The organism is Bacillota bacterium (genome assembly GCA_018818595.1).
GTDB lineage: Bacteria > Bacillota_I > Bacilli_A > Izemoplasmatales > Hujiaoplasmataceae > JAHIRM01.
Map to the genome: position 1 here is coordinate 34,225 of JAHIRM010000050.1, position 21,305 is coordinate 55,529.

Below are 21,305 nucleotides of genomic sequence, written 5' to 3' on the forward strand. Positions count from 1 at the left end.
ATAGATACAATCATGAAAAAACTACAAAATTTCTTAAAGAGTTATCCCAAATCAAGAATATTAGATATTGGAACAGGAACAGGAACTTTTATAAAAACGATTATTAGTTTAGATGATAATTATTTGGAAATCATTGGTATTGATGTTTTAGAGAATGCTATAAGTGCATCCACGAAAAATTTTGAAGGAAATAAAAGAATTCACTTTGAGAAAATGGATGCTTTACATTTAACGTTTGAAGAGCACTCTTTTGATATTGTTTGTTTGTCCAACTCACTTCATCACCTAGAAGATATTGGTAAAACAATTAAAGAAATGGAAAGAATGCTTAAACCAAATGGGGCTCTTTTGTTTAATGAAATGATAAGCAATGGATTATCTAACGCACAAATAAGCCACAAATTTCTTCATCATTTTGCAGCAGAAATTGATCGAGAAAACGGATTAATTCATTACGATACTTTTGATGGATCTAAAATATTGAGTTTGCTAAAAAAACACAGCACATTATCAGTCCAAGAAAATTGGGTCATGTTATATGAAAGACAAGAACATAATTCAAAAGAAGAAATTGACTTTTTATTTCAAACAATGGATCGTTTAATTGAAAAAGTCAAATCCGAAAAAAAAGTGAAGTATTTTACAAGAAAAGCGGAAGACATAAAGAAATATATTTCGAAATATGGCTTTGATTCTGCAACTCAAAAACTATTTGTTTTAAAATAGTGTTGCTAATTATGATATAACAGATAAAAGGATTGTCTAGACGACAATCCTTTTTGTATATTAGAATAGAAAATCAAAGGTTCTTTAAATACGATTTGCAAATCTTGTCCATTGTGTTTTTCAAATGTATTGGAGTCTGCAAAATGGCGTCTTCAAGTGTAATAATATCTGGATTGATTTGAAAAACGGTTGTTAAGCCTAAGGGATAATCTTTCATCGAAACTTCATCTATTTCCCCTACAAGCGAAATTAAAGGAATTCTTTTCTCATAAGTATACTTTAAAATTCCAGATAGAACTTTTCCATTAAAACTTTGGAAATCTAATTTACCCTCTCCAGTCAATACGACATCACACTCTTCAAGTGATTTTTCAAAATGAATCAATTCAAGAAATGTGTCAATTCCATTTTGAATGTCAGATTGTAAAAATAGTTTTGTAGCTACAGTGGCTCCCCCTGCCGCTCCAGCACCTTCAAAATCAGTATCAAACTGAAATATCTTTTTTAATAAATTAGAATACCTTTCCATATTTTGATCTAAAAGATTAATCATTTTAAGGTCAGCGCCCTTTTGCTTTGCAAAAATATTAGAAGCGCCATTTATGCCATAAAACGTATTCTTTACATCACATAAAGTAATAAATGATACATTCTTAATTTCAGGAAATACGTTATCAATATTAATCGATTGAATCAAATGAAGAGTAGCTCCCGTTGGTACAAACGAATGTTGGAATTGATCAAAAAACCGTACTCCAAGTGCACAAACAAGTCCACATCCAGCATCATTTGTTGCACTTCCTCCTAGAGTAATATATATTTTTTTTGCCCCAGATTGAATTGCATGTAAAATTAATTGTCCAACTCCAAAGGTGGAAGTAATTGCTGGATTTGGATTGTTTTTTACAAAAGACAAACCTGCGCAAGCAGCCAATTCAACGATGGCTATATCGTTATCTAGCTTTCCATAAAAACTTGGAATAATTTTACCATAGGGATCCTGAACCAAAACGCTTATTTTTTCTCCATCTAAGACAGAAAGAAAAAAATCAACTGTTCCTTCCCCCCCATCGGCTATAGGAATTTTAATTATGTCACATTTTGGAAAATTCTTTAGAATAGATTGTTCCATAATGTTGATGACTTCTTTGCTAGATAAACTGCCCTTAAAAGAATCTGGAATCAGGATAACTTTCTTCATTTTTGATTTCTATCCGCAAAATTCGTTTTAAAAACATTTTTTCCTAAGGAATGAGTTAATTTATTCCATGGCTTCTTGAGAAAATCAGGATTTTCCTTCACCTGATTGATGACATCTAAATATTGATTGACAAACGATTGCTCCTCAATACTACACTTTTTTGCAAATTCTTTTAACTCAGATTTTGTAGGAGTAGATTTAAATAACGTATTCTCTTCTTTGACAAATTGAAGTTGTAAAGCATTCAATTGTTGTTTATAGGTATCTTCATCGATTATTTTAGAAAAGATAGCCCTAACAAGATATTCTCTTTCTAACCAATAAGCCAAACTTTTTTCTTTGCTTGTAAAGACTGGAGGAATACATATTCCAAAAAAAGTAGGTTTATAAATGGATAAACAAGGAGTAGAAGACCCCGTTAGCCAAATGGTATCGATAGAAGGTCTTGAATGAACAATCATGCTAGCAGTCGTTTGATCTCCTAAGAAGCTTTTATGCATACATACACTTTTAAGACTTCCTTTAGTGTAAAGAGATTTGGTATCTTTTTCATAATGACTTCTTAAAATAGTCATCATTTTTGATTCGTCAAAAGAATCTTGAGACTTCAGTTGACTTGAAGCCATGCAAGATCTGTGAAATGATCCTGAAAAATGCGTAAAAATTGGTTCTGAATTTCTTTTCGCAAAAGAATCATTGTTTATAGACAATCGATTACTAATGTTTCCAAAATCGGATACTTCTTTTACAATAAATGATTTCCCGCTCGTTTCTAAAATGTAAGAACTAGTCTTATCTGATATCAAATAGGAATTATCATAGTAGAAATGCTTGTCAAAGCCACAATTTCCTCCTTGACCGTATTTTTCAAGTAAATCGACAATAATAGTTATGGCTTCTTTTGCAGTGCTTGAACGTTCTAAAGCAAGCCTTAAAAAGTCCATGCCGATTAATGTTTCCTTTTTCTTTCCTTTTGATTTTGTAAAAACAGCTTCATTTCCAATCATTACACCTTGATCGTTAATTCCCATCTCGGCTCCCCACATCCAACTAGGACAAGAAAGTACTAATCCATAAGAATGTTTAATTTGATCGACCTGAATGTAAGTGCATTTTAATTTCGTTTTTAGATGGTCTTTTGGTTCGACAAATAAGGATAAATTAGGTTCATTTGGACTTCTGTCGCTATTTTTTCCAAAAAACAGTGAATGAGACGTTCTTTTAACTAAAGTGTCACACATTTTGGGTCACCTCGCCTTTTTATCAAAATTATGTGATATTTGTTCTTTGATAACAGTTTAAAGAAAAATAAACTAATTGTCAATGCCCTCTAATTCAAAAGGTTCTATTTGGATATATTTGGCGTGTAAAACAAAGATAAAAGTGGTATAATTATAAAAGAATTAAAAATGAAATGACATTTAGAATTTGATTTTTGAATATTTATTTGTTTTAAAAGAAGGTATAAAAATGAAACGGAAAATAAAGAAGCAGTTAAGACTTAGTCAAATCTATCAATATCTCGAAAATGATGAGTTGTATTTGGTTCAAATCTCACTTGATAATTATGATGAACTTTTTAATGGATGGGATGCTACTCCTTTAAAAAGAAGAGATTTAGAACCTGAACTTCTTGATTTTATTGAGCAAGTTGGATACGATATCCCATTAAAGGAAAAAGTTAAATTAAGCTTTCAGCTCCCAAATGCTAAATTTGACAAGCAAAAGGAAGAACGAAGCAAAGAAGCAATTTATAATAACTTCACTATGGTGATTCATTACATTAATAAATCACTTGTGAAAAATAATCGCAAAATTATTTCCTACATAGCGATTGGATTATTATTTTTGATTTTCGCTTATTTTCTTCGTAGCTCGAGTATGCTACCTGTTCCGTTATCCATTCTATCTGAAGGGTTATTTATCGGAGGATGGGTCATGTTTTGGGAAGCATTTTCACTGTTTTTCTTTGTGAGTTACGACTCAAGAGCAAGAAGAAAACGATTTTTAAGGTTTGCGACTTCTGATATTGATTTTGATTATCATGATGAACAAAATCAATATCCAGTAGAATAAATAAAATAATATAAAAGGAATGAAAACATGACGATAAGAAATAGAAAAGAAGGAGCTTTATATTCCATCTCAGAAGAAATTGCAAATGCTATCTCTCATGGAATTGGAGCATTTTTATCAGTTTTAGGTTTAATAATTTTATTAATGGACGCAATTCCTCAACACGATGTATGGAAAATCGTTAGTGTATCTATATATGGGGCAAGCATGATTACTTTATTTAGTATGTCAACAATGTATCATTCTTTGACACACAAAAAAGCGAAAAAGGTTTTTCGTATCTTTGATCATACTTCAATTTCGATTTTAATTGCTGGGACCTATACACCTTTTACTTTAGTGCTTTTAAGAGGAACCATGGGGTGGATTATTTTTGGAGTTGTTTGGACAGCCAGCATTGTAAATATTGTTTTAAATAGTATAAGCATTAATAAATTTAAAACTGTATCAATGATAAGTTATGTTGCAAGTGGATGGGTAGCTGTTTTTGCAATTGTACCTATTATTAAAACTATGCCAGCTTTAGGAATTATTTTGCTTTTCCTTGGAGGCATTATGTATACAGGTGGACTTATATTTTATCGTAAAAAGAATATTAAATACATGCATTTTATATGGCATTTATTTGTTTTAGCAGGTGCTATATTACACTTTTTCTGCATTCTTTTCTATGTTATTTAAGAAAAGCATAAAGATAATTGATTGAATCAAGTAGAATATCATAACTGATATTCTTTTTTTTATTTTTTAATAAAAATATTAAATATTAGTTAGCCAAAGTGAATACTTTGTGATATTATTTGAATGTCAAACTATTTGATACTCAAAATAAAAAAATAATCCAAGGGGGATCTTGATTTTGAAAAAAACCAATTTAGTTATTACGATAATCGTTGTTTCAATCAGTTTGTTTTTAAGTTTATTTGTTCTCTTTACTCCTATTCCACAAAATAGTGAAACAGAGTTTAGCGCTGTAAAAGCAGCGGAATACATAAGCGTTCTTTCAAATGATCCGCATTCTGTACTTGACGAAGAAGCTCATGAAGAAGTTCGGCTATATATTAAAAATCAGTTAATTGAATTTGTGGGAGTGAGTAATGTCGAAGAAATGAATTATACCAAAGAAGAATTAGGTGAAGATACTGATTACGGAATTCAAAATCTACTAGCAACCATTCCAGGAAATTCGGAAACGGGAATATTACTTGTGGCTCATTATGATTCAAGAGGAAACATTGGAAGAGATGGGGAACTCGGAAGATCTTATGGAGCAGCAGATGATGGATACGGATTAGCTGTTTTACTAGAAGTGGCTCGTTTGTTCGCAGATCAAACTCTTGAAAATTCCATATATATTTTAGTCACAGATGCAGAAGAAGTAGGACTATATGGAGCGGTGATGGCTGCACAAGAACAAGAATTAATGGATAAAATTGGATTTGTGATAAACATTGAAGCAAGAGGAACTGAAGGCGCAGCTTATATGTTTGAAACTAGCAGAAACAATGAATTAGTCATTGATTTTTATCGTAATGCAAATTTGCCTGTAACGTACAGTGTTGCGACTGCAGTTTATGCTGTCATGCCTAATTCAACGGATTTTAGTGAGTTTTTAAAAGCAGATAAACAAGGTGCGAATTTTGCAGTATTGGATGGGTTTTATAATTACCATACCCCACTTGATAACTATACAAATATTAGTTTAACAAGCATTCAACATTATGGGGAACAAATCATACCGCTTGTCAGTGAATTTACATCTAATACTATCTATTCAGATGTAAATTATTTTGTTGGAACTCAAGATCAAGTATTCTTTACAATCCTTCCAAACGTATTAATTGCTTATACAGACACATTTGGAACCGTTATGAATATCATTTTAATCGTCGCTTTTATTGCTTTAATTGTAGTATTACAAAAGAAAAAACAAATAATACCTATGAAAATCCTTAAATACACTGGTGTCATTTTCCTCTTCATTGTAGTAGCAGTAATCATTGGACTAGTAGTAAGTCAAATTGCTGCATTTTTAGGGAAAACAACTTGGAATGTCACATACGTTAGAATGCAAGGTACCGAAATTCCAACTTTACTTTCAATGGTTGGGGTCATCACACTTTTTGCTTTTATATTCAAAAAGAAATATGTTTTAAAAGAAGATAAAATGGCTTTCATGCTTGCAGGAATTGGAATAAATTTAGTATTTGCGCTACTTACTGGACTTGTATTAAGTGGAGCTTCTTTCTTATTCTTTGTGCCAGCGTTATTTGGTTTGATATCATTGTACGTGCTTTCATTTGTTAAAAATAGGACTTTAAATACCATTACGTTAAGTCAAAATATTATTTGGAATATATTAATTTTTGTACCATTACTTTACTCTTTATTTTTAGCACTTACAATAGGAGGATTGCTTGCTTTATTATTGCTTTTAGTGATTGCACTAAGCGTCGTGATTCCTTCTGTATTTATCCAACTTAATCTTTAATATTATATTTTTCTATTTTTAAAAAATACATTTGTAGAGGTCTAAAAGAGAAAGATTGAATTTCTTTTAGACTTCTATTTTTTGAATAAATTTTTATAATAAAAAGGATTCATTTATTTCTTTATCTCGCAAAACATACGTGATATAATGGTATTAAGAGAAATCAGAAAAGGAGATGATAAAATGATTACGGTATATTACACAAATCAAAACTCAGAGTTATTGATTTATAAAAGTATAAATGAAGAAAACATTTATGATAAAATCATACCTAAAAGTTGGATATACTTAACCGAGCCTACAGAAGAGGAAATTGCAAAAGTTAGTCAAATCACAGGGATTAATGATGCAATCATTCGAAGTACATTAGATGAAGAAGAATCCGCACATATTGATATTGATGATGATGTAACATTAGTAGTTGTTGATACTCCCGTTGTAAAAGTGGATGACTTTTATCCAGACATTCATCATTTTTTCACTACTCCACTTGGAATTCTCTTTAATAAAGATTATTTTCTTACGACTTGTTTTAAAAAAGATTTAGTGATTCCAAGTTTAATAAACCGATTAATGAAGAATTTCTCGACACATAAGCACATTAAATTAACCATTCAAATTCTTTATCGAAATGCAGCTAATTTTGTTACAATGTTAAAACTACTAGATAAAGACTCCGAGCATGTGCAAAAGAAACTTCATGAAGCCTTAAAAAACATTGAATTGTTTGAATTAATGAATTTAGGAAAATCTTTAGTCTATTTATCGACTGGATTAAATGCGGACATCTTAGTATTAGAAAAAATTAAACGAGTAGAAATGTTTAGACAATATGAAGATGACTTAGATTTAATTGATGATGCGATTGTAGAAAATCGCCAAGCAATGGAAATGTGTAGTATTCATAGAGATATCTTAAATGGAACGATGGATGCTTATGCCTCAATTATTTCCAATAATGTGAATACCGTTATGAAAACATTGACTGTTGTGACGATTGTTCTTACGATACCTACCTTAGTAGCAAGTATTTTTGGAATGAATTTCGATCTTCCTTTCCAACAAAATGGATTTTGGGTCGCTATTATCATTTCAATTATTTTGGCTTCTGTTGGGGGTTATTTTCTAGCGAGATATACTAGTAAAACAAAAAACAAACGAACAAAAAAATAGAATTAATGAAATGAATCCCCCATTTAGAAATGAATGGGGTTTTCTTTAAAGAATAAAAGAAGTTTAATAAAACGGTATTTGCAATTTATCTTGAAAGACATATAATGAAGTAAGAAGTAGTATATATTATGAAATTAATATCCTGGAGGTGCTTTATGATTTATGAGAAAAAGTATTTAGAGTTATTAAGTAAAGATTTTCCTACCGTTCAAATGGTAAGTAGTGAATTAATTAACCTAAATGCCATTTTAAATTTACCAAAAGGGACAGAAATATTTATCACTGATATTCATGGAGAATATGATGCATTCAATCATTACTTAAAAAATGCATCAGGAATTATTAAAGAAAAAATTGATTTAATTTTTCCTCATCTTTTAAAAGAAGAGAAAAATCAACTAGCTTTCTTTATTTATTATCCAACGGATATGCTAAATAAATATCAAGAACTTTTGCCTGTTGAAACATTTCAAATTCTTGTAAAAAAAACACTATATTTGATGATAGATCTTTGTAAACACATTGCAACAAAGTATACAAAGAGCAAAGTTCAAAAAACACTTCCTGAAGAATTTTCTTATATAATTCAAGAACTATTATATGAATCAAATAGCCATGAAGACAAAGAAAGATATTATGAAGCCATAATTGAAGCGATTTTTGAAACAAAAAGAGAAAACAAGTTTATCTTACAGATTAGTAGATTTATTCGAAATTTAGCCATTGATAGACTTCATATTGTTGGAGACATCTTTGATCGAGGACCAAAACCGCATTTAGTAATGGAAAAATTGATGAAAAAGAACAATGTTGACATTCAATGGGGAAATCATGATATTAGTTTTTTAGGAGCAGCAAGTGGTTCCAAAGTTATGGTAGCGAACGTCATAAGAATTGCTGCAAGATATAATAATCTAGATTGTTTTGAAGATGGATATGGAATCAATTTAATTCCACTAACGAGACTTGCCTATAAGTATTATCAAAACGATCCTTGTCTATTATTTATTCCTAAAGGAGAAAAAGCGACGTTCCAGCAAGAAGAAGATTTGAGCTTTGTTGCAAAAATTCATAAAGCAATCACAATTATTCAATTTAAATTAGAACAATCCGTTATCTTAAGAAATCCAATGTTTAAACTCGAAGATCGATTATTGCTTGATAAAATTAATCCGCTTGAAAAGACCATTACAATTGAAGGAGTAAAATATTCATTACGAGATGAACTTTTTCCAACAATCGATTTTACCAAAAACCCTTACCAATTAAATGCGGATGAAAAAGAAGTGATTGATCATTTAACTCAACTTTTTTTACATAACGAAATGCTTCAAAATCATGCAAGATACATGTTTCAAAAAGGAAGTATGTACCTAAAATATAATAATAATCTATTATTTCATGCCGCAATTCCACTTACAAAAGACGGAGAATTTTTATCTCAAATAATTGACTCAAAATCGTATTTCGGGAAAAGTTTGTTTGAAGCATATGAAAGGAAACTTCGACACGCTTACTTAAATCGATACGAAAAGCACAATCACGATCACGACTATTTTATGATGCTTTGGCAAGGAAGTACCTCTCCTCTTTTTGGAAAAAACACCATGAAAACATTTGAAAGATATTTTATAAACGACAAACAAGCTCACTTTGAAATGCAAAACCCTTATTATCAATTGCGAATGGAAGAATCGACGTTAAAGAAAATATATAAAGAGTTCGACCTAGATTTTGAACGTTCCAAAATGATCAATGGACATGTGCCTATGGACATCACAAAAGGTGCTCAAGTGATTTTAGCTCATAATAAGATTTATAGCATCGACGGTGGAATGAGTAAAGAATATGCTCAAGAAACATCTATGGGAGGATATAGTTTGATTAGTGACTCTCATGCATATTTTTTGGTATCTCATGAACGGTTTGAATCTTACATGCAACTGATTGAAACAGAAAAAGATATTATTTCTGTGACAAGGAGCGAAGAATTAAATTCAAGAAGAACATATATCTATGACACGGATAAAGGTGAAGAATTAAAAGAAAAAATTAGAGATTTAACAAAATTACTCCATGCATATCGAGAAGGAACCATTAAAGAGAAAGCACTTCAGTAACTACTTTAATCTTGGAGGTAAAAAACATTGAAATCGATTGTGATAGGTGGAGTATCTTACGACACCATTGTACAATTAAGTGAATTACCAAGCCCCATATCTCAAACTATTTTTTCAAGTCAAACCTACGATATGATAGGCTCGACTGGTTCAGGGAAAGCCATAGCTTTAAAAAAGCTAGGGTTTGACGTGAAATTACAAGGTGTGATTGGGCAAGATGAATACGGAAAAAAACTAAGAATTCGGTTTGAAAATGAACAAATTCCTTTTCTGTACGAAATTGATAAGTCAAAAACAGAAAGACATTTGAATTTAATGGATAACCAAGGAAAAAGAATTTCAATTTTTCTTTCAAACATTTCCTTTGAACAGGAATTTGATTATAATCAACTATCACCTTTCATTCAAGAAGCTGATTATGTCATTTTAAATATCATAAATTATTGTAGAAATTACATTCCAATTATTAGAAAACTACATAAAGACATTTGGTGTGATTTACATGATTATGATGGTAAAAATCCTTATTACCAGGATTTCATTGATGCCGCAGACTATATCTTTTTTAGTTCAGACCTCGTTGAAGATTATAAACCCATAATGTCTTCATGGATTTTAAAAGGAAAGAAACTAGTCATTTGTACTCATGGGAATAAAGGGGCTTCTTGTTTAACTAATAATGATATATGGTATGAAGAACCAATTAATTCTTCGTTTCAACTTGTAGATTCAAATGGAGCAGGAGATAATTTTTTTGCAGGATTCTTATAGGCACATTCAAAAAATTATTCCATCGATAAATGTTTAAAAATAGCTTCAATCGTTGCTGGATCTTGTATAGCATCCAAAGAAATCTCAAGTCCACTTTTAAGTGAAAAATGGGTAGAAGGTTTATTTGATGAGTATTTTAATTAGATGACAAAATCTAATTAAAAGTGTATGATATAAGTGAAAGATTCATATTCGAAAGAAGATGATATTTTGGATAGAACATTTAAAATTAGAATTCTATTTACAAGCGACTCACATGGTTCATTGCTGGATTTAAACTACTCAAACAATCAATTAGTAGATTATGGAATGGTCAAAATTGCATCATTGATAAAGAAATATCGAACAAAATCAACGGTATTAATTGATGGTGGAGATACCATACAAGGTAGTCCTTTGCTCTATTACCATCAATTACATAGAAACAACTTTAGCCACCCCGTTGCGACCATTTTTAATCAATTAAAATATGATTTCTTTGTTCCAGGAAATCATGATTTTAATTATGGGATTGATTATTTAAATCAATTTACAAGAGAGTTACATTCGACAACTCTTTGTGCTAATATCTTAACAAAAGAACATAATCTATATTTTGATAAAGCTTATGAAATAAGGAATTATCCGCATGGAGTTAAGGTAGCTTTTATTGGATTAACGACCCAATACATTCCTAATTGGGAACAACCATCTAATATAAAAGACTTGGAATTTGTAAATGTTATCGATAAATTAAAAGAAGTACTAGCAGAAATTAAATCAACCTATTCAGTCCAAGGAATCGTTGTCATTTACCATGGAGGATTTGAAAAAGAGTTAGATACTCTAAAAGATTATGTAAGCGATACTGGTGAAAATTTAGGATCCAAAATTCTTGAAACTTTCCCTGAAATTAATGTACTACTTACGGGGCATCAACACCGGCTGATTTCTCAAAATGTAAAACAAACAACCGTTATTCAACCAGGGTCATATGGTAAATATTTAGGTTTAATTGATATTTCATTTTCCAAAAATAAAACTTGGTCATTAGACAAAATTGAGTCACAAATATTAAGTAGTCAAGGAGTATTATCAGATAGAAACCTAGCTTTCACGATTAGCGATATAGAAGATGCTACTCAACTCTTTTTAGATCAAACAATCGGAACAGTTCCTAATAACGATTTAAAAATTGAGGATTTATTCCAAGCAAGACTTCATAAGCATAAAATTGTAACCTTCATCAATCAAGTTCAGCTTTTAGCAAGCAAAGCAGATATCAGTTGTACTTCTTTAGGAAATGCCATAACTGGATTTGATAAAGAAATAACAGTACGAAACGTTCTTAGCACTTATATTTATCCGAACACATTGACTGTCATTCAAATTACAGGAGAAAAATTAAGGAAAGCTCTAGAAAAAAATGCAGAATATTTTGTGATTGAAAACAATGAAATAGTTGCAAACCCGAAATATTCCTATCCAAAACTCGAACACTATAATTATGATATGTTTGATGGAATTGATTATGAATTTGATATATCAAAGGAATTTGGATTTCGAGTGATATCAATGACTTTTAAGAAAAAAGACATTAAAGATGAAGATGTATTTACGTTAGTCATGAATAATTATCGTGCAACGGGTGGAGGCGAATTTGAAATGTATAAAGGACTTCCAATTCTGAAAGAAATGCAATTTGATATTGCAGAACTTTTAATTAATTATATTCGAGAACATAAAGAATTGGTTATCCCAGATATTCATAATATCCATATCCATAAATAGAACACTTTCAAAATCAATTTATGAAAGAAAAACACTCATTATTTGAGTGTTTTATTTTACCTATTTTCTCCCTTTTTTCTAAAAAAGTCGTAGTAAATGTAGCCAAAACATGATATAATAAACGTTACAATTTAATTCAAAACATGTTTTTTTGTAGATGATTGTGCTAAATTTGTTCTGATTAATTCATGGTTTAACGTATTTTTTTTATCACGATGATGAAAGCGCTTGAAAAGGAGTGACAATATGACTCAAGGAATTATTTTAGCTGGAGGTTATTCTTCTAGACAACACCAAAACAAAATGAGTTTACTCTATCAAAACAAAGAATTGATTTTACATGTTATTGAAACAATGAACGATTTTGTGGATAAAATCATTGTCGTAACAGGACATTTCCATCAAGAAATTTACGATTTAATTTCAAACACTCCAAAAGTTGAAATTATTCAAAATTTCAACTACGATTTGGGAATGTTTAAATCCATTCAATGTGCCGTAACAGAAACTAGTGAGGATTTTTTCTTAATCCCTGGAGATTATCCTTTCGTAAAAAAAAGCACGTATCAAGCACTGTTAAAAGAAAAAGGAGAATTTATTGTACCAAGCTTTAACAATAAGCTTGGACATCCTTTATTAATTTCAAAATTGATGCGTCAAGAAATTTTACAAGAAAATTGTTTATCTAATTTAAAAATAATACGAAATAGACATCAAATAACCTATGTGAATGTTCAAGATGAAGGCATTTTAATCGATATTGATACCGTACAAGATTATGAATTATTTATTCGAAATCGAAAGGACTGAAATAATGAAAGTTCAACAATATTATAATGCTTCCTCTTTAGAAGAAGCCTATCAAATGCTTTTGTTAAGCAATAAGAATATGATTATTGCTGGGGGAGCTTGGCTTAAATTATCCGTAAAATCAGTTGATACTTTGCTTGGACTTGAGCATCTTGGACTCGACGAAATCGTTGAAAACAAAGCTCAAATTGAAATTGGATCAATGGTTCCTTTAAGACAAATCGAAACAAACCCTGCATTAATTGAACTTGCAAGTGGAATCCTTCCATTCGCCATTCATAATGTCATGGGAGTTCCCATTCGAAATGTGGCAACTCTTGGTGGTACTGTCATGGGGAAGTATGGGTTTTCTGATATATTGACCGCTTTACTCGTAATGAACGCTCGTTTAGTTTTTTATCATCTTGGAGAAGTCTCTTTAGAAGAGCACCTAAATTCATCAAGAAAAGATAAAGACATTCTTTTAAAAATCATCATCCCAAAATCAAAGATGTCTGGTTTCTTTAAGAAAGTCGCCATTACAGCGTTGGATTTTGCGATAATCAATGTTGCATTATCATACTCCTCAGATAAAATAATGATTTCTGTCGGAGCAAGACCCGCACTAGCAAGTCTTGCAAAAGAAGCCATGGCGTATTTTAATTCTCAATCTAATATAACTGATGACGTAATTGAAACGTGTGCAAATATTGTGATAAACGAATTGTCATTTGGTAGTAACAGCCGTTCTTCTGCAGAATACCGAAAAAATCTTGCAAAAGTCTATATAAGTCGAGGATTGAAAGAGGTGACGTCTTATGAAAATTAATCTTGTCATTAATAACATCAAAAAAGAATTTAATGTAGATCCAAGTGAATATTTACTAGATACGTTACGAAACAATCATTATTTAAGTGTGAAAAGAGGATGTGATTCCACAAGTTGTGGAGTTTGCACGGTCTTACTCGATGGAAAACCTGTCCCATCTTGTTCCATTTTAAGCGTAAGAGCCACGGGACATGAAATTACAACGGTTGAAGGTATCCAAAAAGAAGCTGAAAAATTAAGCGGATATTTTGGGCTTGAAGGTGCCGATCAATGTGGATATTGTAATCCTTCTATGGCGCTCGCTGTTTATGCCTTAAAAAACGAATTAGAGAACCCAACCGATGATCAAATAAGAGAATATTTAGTTGGAAATCTTTGTAGATGTACAGGCTACGTCTCTCAACATAAAGCCATAAAAAAGTATTTAGGTGATAAAGCATGAAAGTTGTAAACCAAAAACTTCCATCCATAGATGGAAAAGGATTAATGATGGGTCGTCCTGCTTACACAGACGATTTAGCTGAAAAGAATTCCTTAATTGTCAAAGTATTAAGAAGTCCATATGCTTACGCAAAAATTAAAAGCATCGATACATCTAAAGCAAAACATTTAGAAGGAATTGAACTGGTTTTAACCTATCAAGATTTTAAAAGAATTCCTTATACCAGAGCAGGGCAAGGATATCCTGAGCCTTCACCGCATGATAAGTTTATTTTAGATGAATTTGTAAGATATATAGGCGATGAAGTATGCGCAGTTGCTGGACATACAAATGAAATATGCGAAGAAGCTCTTTCTTTAATCGAAGTAGAATATGAAGTGTTAGAACCTGTTTTAGATTTTGAAAAAGCGATGAATCATAAAAGCATCATTCATCCAGAACCAGAGATCCATGAAATGTTTCCGATTGGATTTGAACCTCTTAAAAACATAGCCGCAAGCTATCAAATGAATGTAGGAGATGTTTCAAAATCTCTAAAAGAATCAGAAGTTACAATCGAACAATCTTTTTATACACAAGCACAGTCTCATGCAATGTTAGAACCACATACAGTAAACGCAAGAATTGACTTTCAAAACCGTTTGGTTTTATATTCTGCGACACAAACTCCTTTTCATGTGAGAAGAATTATATCTCAAACTCTAGAAATTCCTTTAAGTAAAATTAGAGTCATAAAACCAAGAGTTGGTGGAGGTTTTGGTGGAAAACAAGCTATTCATGGTGAAATGTTAGTTTCTTTTGTTACTTTAAAAACAGGAAAACCTTCAAAGATGGTTTACACGAGAAAAGAAGTATTTGAATCCGCATATACAAGACATCCTATGCGAATAGATTTAAAACTTGGAGCGATGAAAGATGGCACATTAAAAGCCATTGATTGTTATATTTTATCCGATACAGGAGCGTACGGAGAACATGCGTTAACGGTCTTTATGGTTGCGGGATCGAAAGTACTGCCACTTTACAATAAAGTAGATTCTGTTCGTTTTCATGGACACGTGGTTTATACAAACCATACTTCAGCTGGAGCTTTTAGAGGATATGGAGCCATTCAAGGAAATTTTGCTTTAGAATCGGCCATCGACATGCTCTGTCATAAACTGAAGATGGATCCTATCTATTTCAGACAAAAAAACATGATTTTAGAAGGAGAAACTTCACCAATCTTTTCCATTATGGGTGAAGGTACAGAAGGAACCGCTATGAACATGGAGTCTTGTAAATTAGACTTTTGTGTGAAGCGAGGTATGGAATTAATTAACTGGAAGAACAAGTATCCAAATATTCAATTATCTCCTTCAAAAGTAAAAGCAGTTGGAATGGCTATTGCGATGCAAGGAAGTGGAATTCCTTATATCGATATGGGATCGGCAACTCTTAAATTAAATGATGATGGTTTTTATAATTTGCTAATAGGAGCAACGGATATTGGGCAAGGAAGTGACACTATTCTTGCACAAATAGCAGCAGAAGAATTACAAACAACATTAGATAAAATTATTGTTTATTCTTCCGATACTGATTTAACCCCATTTGATACTGGAGCTTATGCGTCCAGTACGACTTATGTATCTGGAAACGCTGTTTTACTTGCCGCTAAAAAAATGAAGAATTCATTGTTTGTTGAAGCTTCAAGAATATTAAAAACATCAAAAGAAGAGATTTTATTTGATGGAGAAATCTTTCAAGACCAAGTAAGTTTACGAAAAATTAGTTTTAAAGAATTATCCAATCAAATTACGTATAACGAAGATCAAAAACAATTAATGGTCACTTCAAGTTATGTTGGACACAAATCACCACCACCTTTTATGGCTGGTTTCATTGAAATTAATGTTGACAACCAAACAGGAGAAGTCGAGATATGTAATTACGTAAGTGTTGTGGATTGTGGGACAACTATTAATCCAAAACTTGCTAGAGGACAAGTGGAAGGTGGAATCGTTCAAGGACTAGGTATGGCGATGTATGAAGACGTTAAATCAACTTCTAAAGGGAAATTAATCACAAATGATTTTTTGACCTATAAAATTCCTACTAGACTTGAAATCAAACACTTAACGACTGAATTTGCGGATAGTTATGAGGAATCAGGTCCTTTTGGAGCAAAATCGGTTGGCGAAATTGGAATTGATACTCCTCCTGCCGCGCTGGCAAATGCTTTATATAATGCACTTGGAATTCGGATTACCTCTTTACCAATTACACCAGAAATTATATTAAAGAAAATACAAGAAAAGGAGTTGTTAAATAATGAAAAATAACAAATTAAATAAGATTTCTACCATTTTATTTTATGGAGCTATCTGGGGGATTCTAGAAGCTTCTTTGGGATATGTATTGCATTTTGTCCCTACGTTTATTGCCGGAACAATTATGTTTCCAATCGTGTCAGTTCTTTTAGTGAGAGCTTACGCAAAAACAAACTCAAAAGCATCGCTTGTTTTCATCGGATTGGTTGCCTCTTTTATAAAAGGAATTAATTTATTTATGCCTCAATATAGTATTTGGAAAACGATAAATCCAATGATTTCCATCGTTGTTGAATCAATACTAGTGCTTGCAGTCATTCAAATAATCAGCAAAGATAAACCACTTCAAACTTTTGTAGCTTTACCACTTGTAAGCATTGGCTGGAGAGTATTGTTCCTTGCTAATCTTGGAATTCAGTTTCTTGCTAATGGATACCTTGCTACTCAAATTTCTGGTATTTATCCTGCATTTGAATTTGTAATCTTAAGTGGAATTGTAAGTGGAGTTATCGGTGTTTCCTTATTGGTAATCAATTCTCTTTGGAATAAGAAGATTAAGTTAAGTGTTTCCATTAAACCTGTATTATCTTTTATCACGTTTGCTTTAGCGATTGTCATTACGATTTTACTATAAATTTATGCCAAGGGGTAAGACATTAATCCCTTGGTTTTATTCTCTACCCACAGAAAAAGAGGTGAAATAATGCTTTCAATTTATGAGAAAATTCTCGATTTTAAAAAAAGAGGAATTCCTTCCATCGTTGTAACTGCGGTAAAAAAGCAAGATGCAGGTCCTGTAGAAGTTGGCAAGAAAATGATTGTTGCTATTACGGGTGAAGCGTTTGGAACCGTAGGAGGCGGAGCAATTGAATATTATGCCAGAGAAAAATGCAAAACCTTATTACTATCAAGGGAAAATTTATTAGAAGAATATTTACTAAGTGAAGGAGAAGTTCTTCCAAATACCAAAACCTTACCCATGGTTTGTGGAGGAGTGGTTACTTTATTTTATGAATACATTGGATCGAAAGAAATGATTTATATTTTTGGAGCTGGTCATGTTAGTCAAGCTCTCGTAAATATTTTAAAAACAATGGATTACCATGTTACGGTTATCGATGAACGCAAAAATGTCATTGATTCGTTTTTACAAGCTGACATAAGAATCAACATGCCTTTTGTTGAATACATCGAACAAAATCCTATTCCTGATGATTCTTTCATTGTGGTTTGTACTCCAAGTCATAAACATGATTATCATGTCATTAATAAAGTAATCGAGTTAAACATAAAACCAAAATACATGGGGATGCTTTGTTCTCCTGATAAGTTAAAAGATTATCTTGAAAAAACCTATGATTTATTTGGCAAAGACGTTGATTTATCTCATTTTTATTCGCCCATTGGACTTGATTTAGGTGGAGGTTCTCCTGAAGAAATCGCCATTTCAATCACCTCAGAAATACTTGCCGTATCCAATCATAAAACAGGACACAAACATTTAAGAGAGGCAATTGATGGTAAGGATTGTTACTGGAAAGATTAATTCTTTCAAAACAACCAAAATGATTGAATTGTATAAAAAAATCCAAAAAGGCGATGGATTTGTTTCTTTAAAAATAATGATCAAGGATAAGGTTCATAGTTACAATGCACTTCATCTTTTGACAAACGAAACATTTCCTTTGATCATTCGAAAAGAATTCAATGATTCTTCAAAAGAAGTCATTTGTCAAATAGGTGAGTATCATTTTTTAAAAGATACAGTTTTATTGATAGAAAACACAATTGAAAAGATGATAAAAGCAAAGGTTTCACCTATTTTTTTAGATGAAATTGGAAATTTAGAATTACAAGAAAAAGGATTTCATCAAATTCTAAAAAAAATGATTTCTTCTAAACTTGATTTGTATTTATCAATTAGAGCTGACTTAGTGGATGAAATCATAAAAAAATATAACATAGAAGAATTCGAGATAATTTCCTTATCGTAAGGAGGACCACATGATATATGACACTTGCATTCAAAATGGAATGGTATTTGTTGATGATGCGTTTGTAAAAACAAATCTTTATATCTTAGATGGAAAAATCGCTTTGATTAGTAAGGCTGTTTTGACATCTGTTTTGACGATTAACGCCATCAATCAGTATGTCATTCCAGGAATCATTGATCCTCATGTTCATTTCAATTTAGATTTAGGCAAAACGCATTCAAAAGATGATTTTTATAACGGAAGCATATGCGCAAGTTTTGGAGGTGTCACAACCTTTATTGACTTTTTAGACCCTGTGGATAATCCAATTGATTTAGAAAAAGCATATTTGAAACGTCTAGAAGAAGCAAAATTATCTGTAATAGATTATAAATTTCATGCGACGATTAAAAACCCTACTTGTGATTTAGAAGAATTTGTTCAAAAGATGTTATCTCTTGGAATTACTTCTTTAAAACTGTTTACTACGTATTCTAATTCTGGCAGAAGAACGTTTGATGCTCAAATTATTGAATTAATAAAATTATCTGAAAAATATCGTTTCACTCTACTCGCTCATATTGAAAACGATGAACTCATTGATTTAAATAGTGCTTTTACATTTTGTGACTTATCCAAAAGTCGTCCAACCATTTCTGAAACAAAAGAAGCATTAAAACTTGCCTCGTTTGTAAGAAAATATGGTGGAACACTTTATATGGTTCATCTAAGTAGTGGAGATACTTTAGAACGGTTAACTTTAGATTTTCCGGATATTTTGCATCAAAATTTTTTTGTTGAAAGTTGTCCTCACTATTTTTTGTTTTCTGATGAAGTTCTGCAAAGAAAAGATGGGTATCTGTATACACTTGCTCCCCCACTTAGAAGCTTTTTAGAAAAAGAAAAATTAAAATCTTTGTATTCTCACATTGATACAATAGGTACAGACCACTGTTCTTTTTTTACAAGCGAAAAGAAACAAGAGTTTCTCAATCAACTTCCTTTAGGAATTGGAGGAATTGAACATTCTTTTGAAGTGATGCATTCTCTTTTTCAGACAGATTCCATTATCAAATTAACAAAAAACGTTGCCACAATTCATAACCTAAAAACAAAAGGGACGATTGAAGTAGGAAAAGATGCAGATCTTTGTATTTTTGAGAAGATGGATGGATTTATTCATGAAGATCACTCTACATCTGATTACTGTGTTTATATTGGAATCAAAAAAGATTTAAACATCGTTTCAACCATTTCAAGAGGTAAATTTATTGTAAAAGATAAAGTGTTTGTTGGAGGATTTGGAACGTTTTTAAAAGGAAGTGACATTTCATGAAAGCATTTATAAATGCCCGAATTTACGATTTTCATACTTTTAGAGAAAACAGTTATGTTCTCTTTGATGAACAAATCATAGAAATTGGAAAGATGTCTGATTTTACTATTAAAGGCATTGAACAAATTGATTGTGAAGGACAAATTCTAATGCCTTCACTTGTGTGTGGACATTCACACATCTATTCCACTTTTGCAAGAGGAATGAATGTAGAATTTCATCCTCAGAATTTTATGGAAATTTTGACTCAACTTTGGTGGAAAATGGATTATCATATTACAAACGATATCACCTATGCATCAGGAATTGTGGCTTCGGTTGATTTTATTAAAAATGGCGTCACAACCTTAATAGACCATCACGCTTCTAAAGAGATTATTGGCTCTTTAGAACAATTAAAAAAAGCAGTTTGTGAAGACGCATCTTTGCGAGGAATCTTTGCTTTTGAAACAAGTGATCGCTTTAATGTAGAAGAAGCCATTCAAGAAAACATACAGTTTATACAAAACGAACACTCTTCTTTTACACAAGGGTTATTTGGACTTCATGCTTCTTTAAGTTTATCAGATGATACACTTTTAAACGTTTCAAAAAATCTCCAAAACAATCCAATCCATATCCACGTAGCTGAAAGTAAAATGGATGAACAAGATTCCATTTCAAATTATGGATTACGCGTCATAAATCGATTGGATCAATTTAAACTCATCCAAAAAAACAGTATTTTAGTTCATGCTCTTTATGTTAATGATGCAGAACTTACTATTATTAAAGAAAGAGAAGCAGTTGTAGCGTTAAACATCTCTTCGAACATGAATAACGGTGTTGGGCTTCCTAATTATAATGCACTTAAAGAGAAAGGAATAAAAGTCATCATTGGAAATGATGGACTGTCTTCTTCCATGACGCTAGAATATTTATATCTTTATTATTCTATGCATTTGAAAGAGGAATCACCTCTAGCTTTTTCACTTGAAGATTTACGTAAAATCATCTTAGATACTTATGAATTTGCAAGTAATCGGTTTAACATAAAAATGGGTAAAATTGAAAAGGGATATGTCGCAGATTTGTTAACAATTCCATACATAGAGCCCACTCCTTTAAACAAAGACAATGTTTTAAGTCACTTGTTTTTTGGATTGTTTCCTCAATTTAAACCTAAAAATGTATTTGTTGCAGGAAAACAAGTTTTAACTAATTATCACGTATCACCTGCTTTAGAAGCTTCCTATCTTTTGGCAAAAACAAAAGCCTCAAAGTTATGGGAAGAAATCAAGAAAGAAGGTTAAT

At 31.4% G+C, this 21,305-nt stretch carries 19 protein-coding genes; 17 read left to right on the forward strand and 2 right to left on the reverse strand.

Annotated elements, in window-relative coordinates:
• Positions 1–12: 12 nt before the first annotated feature.
• Positions 13–726, forward strand: a complete 714-nt coding sequence (locus KJ971_08155; protein ID MBU1145804.1) for a methyltransferase domain-containing protein — start codon at positions 13–15, stop codon at positions 724–726.
• A gap of 73 nt (positions 727–799) precedes the next feature.
• Here KJ971_08155 and KJ971_08160 read toward each other — a convergent pair whose 3' ends face one another.
• Positions 800–1,927, reverse strand: coding sequence for a glycerate kinase (locus KJ971_08160; GenBank protein ID MBU1145805.1), 1,128 nt, complete (start codon positions 1,925–1,927; stop codon positions 800–802).
• Positions 1,924–3,168, reverse strand: coding sequence for a peptidase U34 (locus tag KJ971_08165; GenBank protein ID MBU1145806.1), 1,245 nt, complete (start codon positions 3,166–3,168; stop codon positions 1,924–1,926). The genes KJ971_08160 and KJ971_08165 overlap by 4 nt, the downstream gene beginning before the upstream one ends.
• Positions 3,169–3,397: 229 nt before the next feature.
• Between KJ971_08165 and KJ971_08170 the strand changes: the two genes are divergently transcribed.
• From KJ971_08170 to KJ971_08245, 16 genes are all read left to right on the forward strand, one after another.
• Positions 3,398–4,003, forward strand: coding sequence for a hypothetical protein (locus KJ971_08170; protein MBU1145807.1), 606 nt, complete (start codon positions 3,398–3,400; stop codon positions 4,001–4,003).
• A 27-nt stretch (positions 4,004–4,030) separates the two neighbouring features.
• Entirely contained in the window at positions 4,031–4,684 is a 654-nt protein-coding gene (locus KJ971_08175; protein ID MBU1145808.1) for a hemolysin III family protein, read from the forward strand.
• A gap of 178 nt (positions 4,685–4,862) precedes the next feature.
• Positions 4,863–6,494, forward strand: coding sequence for a M28 family peptidase (locus KJ971_08180; protein ID MBU1145809.1), 1,632 nt, complete (start codon positions 4,863–4,865; stop codon positions 6,492–6,494).
• A gap of 183 nt (positions 6,495–6,677) precedes the next feature.
• Positions 6,678–7,667, forward strand: a complete 990-nt coding sequence (locus tag KJ971_08185) for a magnesium transporter CorA family protein (protein MBU1145810.1) — start codon at positions 6,678–6,680, stop codon at positions 7,665–7,667.
• Between the two features lie 128 nt (positions 7,668–7,795).
• The gene (locus KJ971_08190; GenBank protein MBU1145811.1) at positions 7,796–9,787 is read left to right on the forward strand and encodes a fructose-1,6-bisphosphatase; all 1,992 of its coding nucleotides are present in this window, start codon (positions 7,796–7,798) and stop codon (positions 9,785–9,787) included.
• A 27-nt stretch (positions 9,788–9,814) separates the two neighbouring features.
• A complete protein-coding gene (locus tag KJ971_08195; GenBank protein MBU1145812.1) occupies positions 9,815–10,558 on the forward strand; it encodes a carbohydrate kinase family protein in 744 nt (247 codons plus the stop codon).
• A gap of 177 nt (positions 10,559–10,735) precedes the next feature.
• Positions 10,736–12,328: a bifunctional metallophosphatase/5'-nucleotidase gene (locus tag KJ971_08200; GenBank protein MBU1145813.1), complete on the forward strand. Its 1,593-nt coding sequence runs from the start codon at positions 10,736–10,738 to the stop codon at positions 12,326–12,328.
• 246 nt (positions 12,329–12,574) lie between these two features.
• Entirely contained in the window at positions 12,575–13,138 is a 564-nt protein-coding gene (locus KJ971_08205) for a nucleotidyltransferase family protein (GenBank protein ID MBU1145814.1), read from the forward strand.
• Between the two features lie 4 nt (positions 13,139–13,142).
• Entirely contained in the window at positions 13,143–13,946 is an 804-nt protein-coding gene (locus KJ971_08210; protein MBU1145815.1) for an FAD binding domain-containing protein, read from the forward strand.
• Positions 13,936–14,388: a 2Fe-2S iron-sulfur cluster binding domain-containing protein gene (locus KJ971_08215; protein ID MBU1145816.1), complete on the forward strand. Its 453-nt coding sequence runs from the start codon at positions 13,936–13,938 to the stop codon at positions 14,386–14,388. Before KJ971_08210 ends, KJ971_08215 begins: the two co-directional genes overlap by 11 nt.
• Positions 14,385–16,712, forward strand: a complete 2,328-nt coding sequence (locus KJ971_08220) for a molybdopterin-dependent oxidoreductase (GenBank protein ID MBU1145817.1) — start codon at positions 14,385–14,387, stop codon at positions 16,710–16,712. The genes KJ971_08215 and KJ971_08220 overlap by 4 nt, the downstream gene beginning before the upstream one ends.
• Positions 16,702–17,334 carry a hypothetical protein gene (locus tag KJ971_08225; GenBank protein MBU1145818.1) on the forward strand — a complete coding sequence of 211 codons (633 nt, stop codon included), beginning with the start codon at positions 16,702–16,704 and terminating at the stop codon, positions 17,332–17,334. The genes KJ971_08220 and KJ971_08225 overlap by 11 nt, the downstream gene beginning before the upstream one ends.
• Positions 17,335–17,403: 69 nt before the next feature.
• Positions 17,404–18,246, forward strand: a complete 843-nt coding sequence (locus tag KJ971_08230) for an XdhC/CoxI family protein (protein ID MBU1145819.1) — start codon at positions 17,404–17,406, stop codon at positions 18,244–18,246.
• Positions 18,218–18,694: a hypothetical protein gene (locus KJ971_08235; GenBank protein ID MBU1145820.1), complete on the forward strand. Its 477-nt coding sequence runs from the start codon at positions 18,218–18,220 to the stop codon at positions 18,692–18,694. The genes KJ971_08230 and KJ971_08235 overlap by 29 nt, the downstream gene beginning before the upstream one ends.
• A 10-nt stretch (positions 18,695–18,704) precedes the next feature.
• The gene (locus KJ971_08240; GenBank protein ID MBU1145821.1) at positions 18,705–20,012 is read left to right on the forward strand and encodes an amidohydrolase family protein; all 1,308 of its coding nucleotides are present in this window, start codon (positions 18,705–18,707) and stop codon (positions 20,010–20,012) included.
• Positions 20,009–21,304 carry an amidohydrolase family protein gene (locus tag KJ971_08245; protein ID MBU1145822.1) on the forward strand — a complete coding sequence of 432 codons (1,296 nt, stop codon included), beginning with the start codon at positions 20,009–20,011 and terminating at the stop codon, positions 21,302–21,304. The genes KJ971_08240 and KJ971_08245 overlap by 4 nt, the downstream gene beginning before the upstream one ends.
• Position 21,305: the final 1 nt, after the last annotated feature.